The organism is Reichenbachiella sp. (assembly GCF_039944555.1).
In the GTDB taxonomy this organism is placed as follows: Bacteria; Bacteroidota; Bacteroidia; order Cytophagales; family Cyclobacteriaceae; genus Reichenbachiella.
Map to the genome: position 1 here is coordinate 1,163,398 of NZ_JBDUYN010000007.1, position 9,323 is coordinate 1,172,720.

A 9,323-nucleotide genomic window follows, 5' to 3' on the forward strand; every position below is an offset into this window, starting at 1 on the left:
CATTTTTTTTCACTTTAACAAATAAATGATTGATAGACGATTAACTGAAAGTTACCGTTTATCAGAATCACAATCGCAAGTGATCGAAAATAGCTCGTTGCCGTTTTTGTCCTGCCTTGTAATCACATTTCCATCGGTCCAGGCATAAATCACATCTTTGTCGAATATGGATGAATCAACTTCTTCTGAATAATAACAGCCTACAACTTCGTATGTATTAGCATTGTCCTCATCAACAAAAGTGTAGAGGCAACCATATTTATCAACTATTTTGTCTTCACTGCAGGCAAACAACAATAATGGTAATAGGTACTTTTTCATATCTTGGGATTGGTGTACCTGGCACTTGCCAAAAACGATGCCAAAGTTGCATGCATGCAGCTTGTGTTGCCTGTATTACCTATTTATTTATAGTCTCATTCAATACCTATTCACCACATCTACCCTAGCAACTTTTGTATTATATATAAAAATAGACAATTGATTTACGCTCGGCATGAATAATGTCGAAATCAACATTTGCGAGTAATGTCTTGCAGGATTAAATCAGACTAGGGTTTAGCAGCTGGCAGAAATATAGAGAACTTCGTGCCCTCTCCTGGCTTACTTTTGATCTTTATATAGCCGTTTGATTTTTCTACGAATTCCTTGACCAAATTCAAACCCAACCCAGTTCCCTTCTCGTTCGCCGTACCTCTTGTAGTTGCAAATTCATTAGTGGTAACCAATAACCTCACCTTTTCTTTTGTCATGCCTACACCGTCGTCTTTAAACTTCAATTCAACCATGTCCCTTCCAGATTTCTTGTTTGATAATTCTGAGGCATTCAAAGTAATTATCCCTCCATTTGAGGAAAACTTCACGGCATTAGACAACACATTTCTAATCATTGATAACAAAGCCTTCCGATCCACATACGCTTCAATATAAGGCTTAATCTTATTGGCAACAGTTAATTTTTTATAGCTGGTCTGAGACTGAAATAGGTCCAAACTGTCCTTGGCAATTTCGCCAAGCACAACATTTTCGGGATGCAGTCCTAATCCTTCTTGTTGGGCCATGGACCAGGCAATCAAATCATCTGTAAGTTGAACAACCGCATATGCACATTTACTCACTTCGTAAAGTAATTGGGATTGTTTTTCTTTATCGTCTTCAAAGTCATCTTCCAGGAGGTGAATAAGCATTTGCAAATTCCCCAAGGGAGATTTGATATCGTGTGCGATAAAACCAAACAGCTTGTTTTTGGCCTGATTTGATCGATCCAGCAGTACCTTATTTCTATACAACTTAATAAAGAGGTAAAGTACGACCATCAGAAAAACCAGCATGATTCCTCCAATCACATATTGCAGAAATATGATCGACTGCTTAGCATTGAGTTCCTTCTCCTTTATCTCGTTTTCTTTCAGAAGAAAGAGATTTTCTTGTTCTTTTTTTTCAAATTCATATTTACTCATGATCTGCATCAGTTGATCATTCTGGTTAGTCGCATTAAGCGAATCTTTGGCTGCGGCATACTGCTTTTGTACAAGGTATGCCTCATCAAATTTCCCTTCATTAGCATAGCATTCAGCAATGAGTCCCAAAACCGTAGGTTGCTCTCGGCTTTCACCTGTAATTAAGATGAGTTCAAGACTTTTTTTGAATCTATCATGCGCTTTACCAAATTGATTCAATTTCATGAGACATTCTCCTGCGCTATAGTTCACAAAAATTAAACCCGAATTAAAATTGTGCCTGGTTAGAATATCCTCTGCTATTGAAAAGTATTCAAGTGCACTTTGGAAGTCATCAAGTCTGAGAAAAGCTTCTCCGATATTTCCGTAAGTAATACCAGCGTCCACCTCATTGCCAATTCTGGTGTTGATAGTTAAAGATTTTTTGTAGTACTCGATGGCCCGCTTAAAGTCATTTTCAAAAAACTTAATCACTCCTTTATACTCGAACGAGCTAGCCATACCAATAGAATCTTTTCCAGCTATTGCTATTGCCAGTGTCTCTTCATAGATGGCGTTGGCCTTGGCAATCTCACCCGTACTTAAGTATATACCGGCCAAAATATTTGATGCACTTACGATATGAACTGTATCTTGTATTGATTTAAATAAATCGATACTCTCAAGTATGTTGCTAATCGATACCACATTGTCCCCGTATCTCCACTGGATATGAGACTGTCCCATCAACGCTTTAGCTTTTTCTTTAATGATTCCGTACTCCTCAGCCCATTTAATTACAGACTCGTAACTTTGATTTGCTTTAGGGAAATATCCCTGCTTATAGTAAATATCTCCAATCAGATTATGAATGGATAAATAGTCTATAAGCGTACTATCGCCTCGCTCGAACAATAAGGCCTGACTGTAATATTCAATTGCACAGTCGTAGTCCAGAACTTCCGCACAAGAATCAGCTCTTACTTTACTTAAGTTGTCATCTGCTGATGACTTGGCGGCTTCCAATGTCAGGTACAAGCTGGAATACAAAAAAGTACATAGCAATAGTAGGCTTGCTCTCATAACCGGTCAAAATGCTTCATTGGTTAAAAATTACTCAAAAATCAGCAAAGTCGGGTCATGAGATAAGGATACTTATCAAATAAGTATCAACTGTTACAAACCCACATGGTCCTTATTCCTATCCATGTAGTCAAGCTTTATTGGTAAGCTTCCCACCAGTTAGAATTTCCTGTTTCTGCTGGAATGGACAAGATGTCTCCTACCACCGGAGTATGCGTCTGCAAACCATTGATTTTGGCCGCTTTTAGGAAACGCTGAACAGGCTCCTTCCAGGGATGTAGTGCCAAATCAAATTTTCCCCAGTGAATGGGCATTGCTATTTTCGCTTTTACATCAAGTGCTGCTTGCACAGATTTTTCGGGGAGCATATGAATATCTCCCCAGTCTTCAGCATTGTAAGCACCACACTCTACCAAGGCAAAATCAAAAGGTCCAAATTTTTCACCTATCTCCTTAAAGCCTGGAAAGTAACCAGAATCACCACTGAAATACATCTTTTGGACAGACCCTTCTATTACCCATGAGCCCCAAAGCGTAGAAAACTTGTCATTCAATCCGCGACCTGAGAAGTGCTGTGTTGGTGCAAATGTTAACTTTAGGTCCTCACTCAGGTTCTGAGACTCCCACCAATCAAACGTTTTAATATGTTCGGCCGGGATGCCCCATTTCTCTAAATGGCTAGCTACTCCCAGAGGTACATAAAACAGACTTACATGGTCTTTGAGGGCAAGGATCGTGGGATAATCCAAATGGTCATAATGATCATGTGAAATAATCACCAGGTCCACCTCCGGAAGTTGATCGACATCCATATAATTGGAGTAATCAAATTTCTTTGGACCCATAAATGAAAACATCGATGCTCGCTCACCAAAAACTGGATCGGCTAGAATGGTCTTTCCATCCATCTTTATCAGTGCGGAAGAATGGCCAAACCAGGCAAGAAGAATTTCTTCTTCATTTCGTTGTACCCAGGATTGTTTGTCAAACCTTGTAGTGAGTACTTGCTTATCCGGTTCCAATGCCCCTTTTTTCATGATAAACTTGTACATAATACTAATTGATTTCGATAGTGGGAAATCATCCTCAATATCAAATTGATTGACAAATTTGTCCTCCTTATAGTTATCAGATAATTGAAGGCCTTTTAGGTCAGCACCTTCTGGTTTGGCTCCTATTTGTGGAGCTGTTTTGAAAAAGGCAATAACAAGAATTATGACAGCCACTATGGCTATTATGATAGATAATAAGGTCATTTTTAAAATTTTTAACATGTTAATTCTTTTTTATACCATTCCAAAGAACATCAAACGAGACCTGTATCAAGTGCTCTTGATTGGTTCTTTTTTCTATCGTGAGATATTGAATGATTGAGGAAAACTGACTCGTGAATAAAGTCATTAGAAAATCAAAAGGTTGGTTGATGATCTCTCCCTCCGCCATGGCCTGCATCATGACATTTTGTACAAATTGGTGATCCTCAGTTACTTCATCCATTGTGAATTTTGAAATATAAGGTGAGTTTTTAAACTGCATCATAAATTTGAATTTGTCAGGATTATCAAGGCCCCATTGCACAACATCTACCCAAAAAGCGTTGAGTTGTTCTTTAAAAGAAAGACTAGGCCGACTGAAAATCTGATGATACACCTGCATCTCCTTCTTAATCTCTAAGTAGAGTTGATTCACCAATTCATCCTTGGATTTGAAGTACAAAAACAAGGTACCTGTTCCTACACCAGCGTCTTTGGTTATTTTGGTGGTAGATGTATTTTGAAAGCCCAAAGAGCAGAACAGCCTAATGGCTGATTGCATGATTTTTTCTTTTTTTGTCATACTGAGTGATTACTCAGTCAATTAACGAATAGTTGAAAAATAGGTTGTAAAAATTGTGAATACTAAAGAATATTGACCTCGGCGGTTATATTTATTTGAAACTTGTCGTATACCGAATCCTTTATTTTACTAGCCAGGGCTTCAATTTCGGCTCCTTTCCCGCCTCCATAATTGACTAATACCAATGCCTGCTTTTTGTGTACACCAATAGAACCTTCACAGTATCCTTTCCATCCGCACTGTTCAATGAGCCAACCTGCCGGAACCTTCACCTGCCCATCTTCTTGTGGGAAGCTCGGTATCTCACTATGGATCTGTCTTAGTTCCTCAAAACGACTCTTCGAAATCACCGGGTTTTTAAAGAAACTACCGGCATTCCCAATCTCATCCGGATTGGGTAGTTTGGACTGGCGGATATGAACAACTGCATCACTAACCTGATTGATTGTAGGCTCTAAAATACCCTTATCCTTAAGTACCTTCTGAATAGCCCCGTAACTTATGTTGACTTTGCGAATTTTAGACAATTTCAATACTAGAGATGTAATAAAAAACTTCCCCTTCAGCTCCTTTTTAAAGATACTTTCACGATATCCAAACTGACATTCCTTATTATTGAAACTCTTCACCTCGAAAGTACTTAGATCAACCGCCTGCAAGGATTCAAAAACTTCTTTTATCTCTACTCCATACGCGCCAATATTTTGCATGGGAGCAGCACCTACAGTTCCGGGAATCAATGACAAATTTTCAATCCCTCCCAACCCTTCTTTAAGACAAAATAGTACCAGATCATGCCATATCTCTCCTGCACCGGATTCTACCCAAACATAATCCTCATTTTCCTTAATTTTCTTAATACCCAATAGATGGTTCACTACGATCAGCGGATATGAATCTTTAGTAAACAAAACATTGGAACCTCCGCCAAGAATAATTGGAGTGTATCCTTTTTCAGCCGCCCAACCCATCGCCTCTTTAATATCCTGATTATCAGATATTTCAATAAAATTTTCAGCTACCGTATCTATCCCAAAAGTGTTGAATTTTTTTAGTGATACGTGCTTTGAGAGTTGGCGCATATAGCTTCTGAATTTCTAGATTTTACTTTTCGTTCCCGCAATTTACCCAACCAAAAAAATTATCTCAGGCATTATCATAAAAATGTTAAAAATTCGACCGTTTGGGGAGCTAGATTTTCGTATTTTTGGCAGATTTTATTCGGGCAAATTGAGTCCACTTTTAGGATTTCGTTTCGGCCACTTCAAAGTGGTCATTTCAATGGGCACAATACCTGATAAGAGAACACAAAAAACGTGAAATGAGCGAAGAAAAGAATAAACCGAGCGGAGCACAAAAAGGCGACTATTCAGCCAGTAATATTACAGTCCTTGAAGGACTTGAAGCTGTAAGAAAACGACCCGCCATGTATATTGGTGATGTTGGCTTTAAGGGGCTGCACCACATGGTCTGGGAAGTAGTTGACAACTCTATCGATGAAGCCTTGGCCGGGCATTGTGATACGATAACTGTTACCATCAATGAGGATAATTCCATATCAGTGTCCGATAACGGTAGAGGGATACCCACTGATATGCACGAGAAAGAAAAGCGATCCGCTTTAGAAGTGGTAATGACCGTACTTCACGCCGGGGGTAAATTCGATAAGGATACGTATAAAGTTTCCGGAGGTCTTCACGGTGTAGGCGTCTCTTGTGTGAATGCTTTGTCTTCCATGCTGGAAGTTACAGTACACAGAGGCGGTAAAATTTTCAAACAAGAATATTCACAAGGTATTCCTAAATATTCGGTCAAAGAGACAGGAAAAACAGACATTACCGGAACTTTCGTTCATTTCCTACCGGACACTGAAATTTTCACCGTTAGCGAATACAAGTACGAAACCGTAGCATCAAGATTAAGAGAACTCTCTTTTTTGAATGCGGGTATCAAAATCAAGCTGACCGACAAAAGGGAAAAAGATGATGACGGCAATTACATCGGAGAAGATTTCTTTTCGGAAGGTGGATTGATTGAATTTGTGAATTACCTGGATGGGTCTAGAGAAAAATTGATTCCGGATCCTGTCTACATGGAAGGAGAAAAGGGAGATATACCTGTACAAGTTGCCCTGACTTATAACACATCTTACACCGAGAATGTGGTGTCTTATGTGAATAATATCAATACCATTGAAGGTGGTACTCATGTGGCTGGTTTTAGAAGAGCACTTACTCGTACGTTGAAATCTTATGCGGACAAGTCCGGGTTATTAGATAAAGCGAAGGTAGAAATAGTAGGAGATGACTTTAGAGAAGGCCTAACAGCCATTATATCTATAAAAGTACAGGAGCCGCAGTTTGAAGGCCAGACCAAAACAAAACTTGGTAATTCTGACGCTATGGGTGCAGTAGACACCAGCGTGAGTGAAATTCTAAACAACTACCTTGAGGAAAACCCTAAGGAAGCCAGAGCTATAGTACAAAAAGTGATTTTGGCTGCTCAGGCCAGACAAGCTGCGCGAAAAGCTCGCGAGATGGTTCAGCGTAAGAATGTGATGTCGGGAACTGGTTTGCCAGGTAAACTGGCTGACTGTTCTTCAAGAGACGCTACTGAATGCGAGCTATACCTGGTAGAGGGAGATTCTGCCGGGGGGTCTGCAAAACAGGGTAGAGACAGGAAATTCCAGGCTATTCTTCCGCTAAGAGGTAAGATTCTCAACGTAGAAAAGGCTCAGGAACATCGCATTTACGAAAACGAGGAGATCAAAAACATGATTACTGCACTGGGCGTGAAATTCGGTACCGAAGAAGACCCAAAGGCTTTAGACATGGAGAAATTGAGATACCATAAGATCATAATCATGACGGATGCCGATATTGACGGCAGTCACATACGTACGTTAATTTTGACTTTCTTCTTTAGATATATGAAAGACCTTATTGACAATGGATACTTGTACATCGCACTTCCTCCTCTTTATTTGCTAAAAAAAGGAAAGCAAGAACGCTATGCATGGTCTGAAGACGACAGGGAAAGAGTGACAAGAGAATTGGCGGGAGATGGCAAAGAAGAATCTGTAGGTCTACAAAGATATAAGGGTCTTGGTGAGATGAATCCTGAACAGCTTTGGACGACAACAATGAATCCTGAGCATAGAAGTTTGAAGCAAGTGACTATTGAATCAGCTGCCGAGGCAGATCATTTATTCTCTGTACTTATGGGTGACGAAGTGGCTCCAAGACGAGAATTCATTGAGAAAAATGCAAAATACGCCAAAGTCGACGTCTGATCTTAAATCAAACAGACTTTTGAAAAGAATAAGGGCTTCCTACGTTGGAGGCCCTTTTTTATGATTTTTTTTCGTATTTACTATCCCCACGATCAGACACACCCAGCCTAAAACCATAAGCAGTCCACCAATAGGTGTTATCGCTCCAAATAAGCCAATATTAGTGATACTCAACGTGTACAAGGAACCGCTAAATATGATTACGCCTACACTTAACAAATAGGTAGCTCTTCTGATCCAAGGCCCTTGTATTTTCTCGGCCAAAATACCAATAACAAGTAACGCAACAGCGTGATAATATTGATACCTAACGGCTGTTTCAAATACTTCCAAGCGGTCGTTGGCTAATAGTAGTTCTTTTAGAGCGTGGGCACCAAAAGCCCCTATAATTACTGTCAACAGACCAAAAATGCTACCGACGACGAGTGCTTTTTTATCCATTTGTCTGTCCTTTGTCTAAATCCATTAAAAACCTATCGAGTACCCCTTCTGTAACATGGTCCATAACCACAATTTTCCACCAACTTGGTGATTCATGGTCATCCGGTACCAAAAAGTATTTTTCCGCCAGAGAGGAAGATATGCCATCAGGCCTGATTGTAATAATATTCATATTAGCATGTCTATAAAAAGATATACCTCTTTTCTTCAATTGAATACACAGCCAATCAGTACGATCAAGAAGTTCTTCTATTTTAGATCGCCAGCCCTCCGATCCATAGGCTCTAAGAATCATCCAAATTGCGACGGCATTAGCCCCTGAACGACTTCCAATCAGTGTATAGTCCTTACCCTTAACATAGTTGGCCTCCTTAGTCATGGCGTATGATATGAATCCTTTTCTAATTAAAGCTATTCCGGTTCCATATGGCGACTGCAACATCTTGTGCGCATCCAGTGAAATCGAGTGAACATGTGGGTTTCTAAATGAATATAAAGGATCATCAGATGAAAATGGATAAATAAATCCACCATAAGCACCATCAACGTGTATTTTAAAACTCAAATCAAGCGACTCCAACAACTCAACAGCGGAAGCCATGTCATCCACAGATCCAAACATAGTGGTTGACATGTTCATCACCAATATGAAATGTTCTACCCCTGTAGAGACGGCATTGAGCAAACTCTCCTTCAAGTCCTCCAGCTCGATTAGACGAGTCTCTTCATTCACTTTTGCGACGATAGATTTAATACCTAACAGGTTGACACCTTTGGGCATAGAATAATGTGCGTCTGTGGAGTAAATCATTGCAATTTCGTTTTGATTCGCTGCATGAACTTGCATAAAGTAATTTCGCATGACCCAAAATGCCTGAATATTTGCCTCCGTACCACCTGAAGCGACATAGCCATCAATAGTATTAGACTCTGCCTGGAAAATTTGTGTCGCGCAAATTTCGATAAGCTCTCTCTCCAACGCTTGAGTACCGCTAAAGACTGGTTCTGAATCGCCAAGTGTATGGCAACCAATATGATTTGGGTTGGCCACCATTGTATTCATATAGGGTGCATCTGCTAGAAATGGCGCATCTGAATAGAATACTCTGGGGTCAAGGTAGGATGCCGGTAATCCAATCGGGGGAGAATCTCTATAATTCAAATTTTTACCAATGGCATCAAATACCACATCTCTGATTTTTTGCCTGCTATACTTTTCCCAATGCATATCT

At 39.8% G+C, this 9,323-nt stretch carries 8 protein-coding genes; 1 reads left to right on the plus strand and 7 read right to left on the minus strand.

The genetic code is table 11. The features are described 5' to 3' along the window. Positions 1–51 precede the first annotated feature (51 nt). The 5 genes from ABJD64_RS13585 to murB all read right to left on the minus strand — a co-directional run bounded on the left by ABJD64_RS13585 (position 52) and on the right by murB (position 5,440). Positions 52–321 carry a hypothetical protein gene (locus ABJD64_RS13585; RefSeq protein WP_348179436.1) on the minus strand — a complete coding sequence of 90 codons (270 nt, stop codon included), beginning with the start codon at positions 319–321 and terminating at the stop codon, positions 52–54. 230 nt (positions 322–551) lie between these two features. Then, a complete protein-coding gene (locus tag ABJD64_RS13590; protein WP_348179437.1) occupies positions 552–2,522 on the minus strand; it encodes a tetratricopeptide repeat-containing sensor histidine kinase in 1,971 nt (656 codons plus the stop codon). A 137-nt stretch (positions 2,523–2,659) separates the two neighbouring features. Next, complete coding sequence (locus tag ABJD64_RS13595) at positions 2,660–3,778, minus strand: MBL fold metallo-hydrolase (protein ID WP_348196143.1); 1,119 nt, start codon at positions 3,776–3,778, stop codon at positions 2,660–2,662. Between the two features lie 19 nt (positions 3,779–3,797). Beyond that, positions 3,798–4,358, minus strand: a complete 561-nt coding sequence (locus ABJD64_RS13600) for a TetR/AcrR family transcriptional regulator (RefSeq protein WP_348179439.1) — start codon at positions 4,356–4,358, stop codon at positions 3,798–3,800. 62 nt (positions 4,359–4,420) lie between these two features. Beyond that, complete coding sequence (murB, locus tag ABJD64_RS13605; RefSeq protein ID WP_348179440.1) at positions 4,421–5,440, minus strand: UDP-N-acetylmuramate dehydrogenase; 1,020 nt, start codon at positions 5,438–5,440, stop codon at positions 4,421–4,423. 239 nt (positions 5,441–5,679) lie between these two features. Here murB and gyrB point away from each other — a divergent pair, with 239 nt between their 5' ends. Then, positions 5,680–7,650 carry a DNA topoisomerase (ATP-hydrolyzing) subunit B gene (gene gyrB, locus ABJD64_RS13610; RefSeq protein ID WP_348179441.1) on the plus strand — a complete coding sequence of 657 codons (1,971 nt, stop codon included), beginning with the start codon at positions 5,680–5,682 and terminating at the stop codon, positions 7,648–7,650. 39 nt (positions 7,651–7,689) lie between these two features. Here the strand turns inward: gyrB and ABJD64_RS13615 are convergent, their stop codons facing one another. Both ABJD64_RS13615 and ABJD64_RS13620 read right to left on the minus strand, forming a co-directional pair. Beyond that, a complete protein-coding gene (locus tag ABJD64_RS13615; RefSeq protein WP_348179442.1) occupies positions 7,690–8,091 on the minus strand; it encodes a DUF423 domain-containing protein in 402 nt (133 codons plus the stop codon). Next, positions 8,084–9,319 (minus strand): pyridoxal-dependent decarboxylase, encoded by a 1,236-nt coding sequence (locus ABJD64_RS13620; RefSeq protein ID WP_348179443.1) that lies wholly within the window; start codon positions 9,317–9,319, stop codon positions 8,084–8,086. The genes ABJD64_RS13615 and ABJD64_RS13620 overlap by 8 nt, the downstream gene beginning before the upstream one ends. Positions 9,320–9,323 lie beyond the last annotated feature (4 nt).